General features: G+C 69.3%; 1 protein-coding gene. It reads right to left on the bottom strand.

Translation table 11 applies throughout. The annotated features are described in order from the left end of the window. Nucleotides 1-57 precede the first annotated feature (57 nt). Complete coding sequence (locus KME80_RS49745; RefSeq protein WP_219520088.1) at nt 58-1,413, bottom strand: IS256 family transposase; 1,356 nt, start codon at nt 1,411-1,413, stop codon at nt 58-60. Nucleotides 1,414-1,503: the final 90 nt, after the last annotated feature.

Here is a 1,503-nt window from a genome sequence, read left to right as displayed (position 1 = left end):
GGTCGCGTCCTCGGAGCGGTGTAAAAGGCTCGACGAGGTAGGTGCCGTGAGTGGATCTTAGGCGGCCTCGGTGACGGGTGCCAAGGCCGGGTCGCCGGTCGGATACAGCTGGGCGGGCGGGTGGAGCAGGGCTCGGCGGAGGTCTTGCAGGGTGCGCAGGCCTTTGCTGGTCATGGTGAAGCCGCGCCAGCCGCGGGAGGCGCGGTCGAGTACGGCCCACACGAGGGAGACACAGCTGGTCTCGCCGGGGAAGCGGCCGATGACCTTGACGCGGCGGCGGGTCTCACCGAAGGTGCGCTCGATGAAGTTGGAGTGCCGCACGCGCTTGTGGTGCTCGATCGGGAAGCGCAGGTAGGTGGTCAGGCTCTGCCGGTCGGACAGCAGGCACTTGACCGCTGCCGGATAGCGGCCGCCCCAGGTCTCGGCGAAGGCGTCTATGCGCCGCTGCACCCAGTCCACGAGCTGCTGGCCGGGCTTGATGTCGTCGCCCAGCTCGGTGAGGTCGAAGATCTGCCAGTAGGCGGCCTTCACCTCGGCTTGATCGCCGGCGCTGACTTTGGCCAGCACATTGCGGGCGCGATGCACCAGACACCGCTGACGCAGTGAGCGCGGAAATGCCTGCTCGGCAGCGCTGATCAGGCCAGGTGCGCCGTCGGAGATGATCAGTAGCGGGGGGCGCAGGCCGCGGCTGGTCAGGTCGGTCAGGAAGTCGTGCCAGGCGTCGGTGGACTCGGATCCGGCGGCGGCCAGGCCGACGAAGGCGGGTTTGCCGGCGGTGGTGATGCCCCAGGCGGCCAGGATCGGCTCGGCCCGCTGCCCGTCGTGCATCTTGAAGTGGGAGGCGTCCAGGAACAGGTAGTCCAGCTCGATGCCGGTCAGGTCGCGGCGGTACCAGGCGTCGTACTCGGCCACGATGGCCTGGCAGATCGTGGAGACCGTCGATTTGGACAGGGCGGCTTCGGGGCCGAGCGCGTCGGCCAGGGCGCCCTCGACGTCACGCACGGACAGGCCGCGCACGAAGGAGGCGATCACGAGTGTCTCCAGTGCGTGGGTGCGGGTGACGCCGGTGCCGAACAGGCGGGAGGCGAACTTCTCGGTGGTGCCGCGCAGCTTGGGGCGGGCGATGGTGATCGGCCCGCTGGTGGTCTTGACGGTGGTCGGGCAGTGCCCGTTGCGGTGGCCGGGCCGCACGGGGCTCTCCTTGTCGCCGCCGGCACCGGTGGCGGTGGAGGCGCGCTGGTAGCGGGCGCGGCCGAGGAAGGCGTCGACCTCGGCTTCGACGGCGGTCTGGATGATCAGGCGGGCGCCGAGCCGGGCGACGTCCTCGATGACCTCGACCAGGTCACGACCTTCGGTGAACAGGGCGTCGATCTCGGCGCGGATGGCTTGAATGGGCGGTAGTGTGCGTGCCACGAGCGTAGGTCCTTGCGTAGTGCGAACTTTGGTCGGTTCCGCACGGCAACCTACGCTCGTTCACATTTACACCGCATCTCGGACGCGACC

The sequence above is a fragment of the Nonomuraea ceibae genome (assembly GCF_019396325.1).
Lineage (GTDB): Bacteria > Actinomycetota > Actinomycetes > Streptosporangiales > Streptosporangiaceae > Nonomuraea > Nonomuraea ceibae.
The sequence above is the reverse complement of the archived record's forward strand: the minus strand, read 5'-3'. Positions and strand labels throughout refer to the sequence as shown.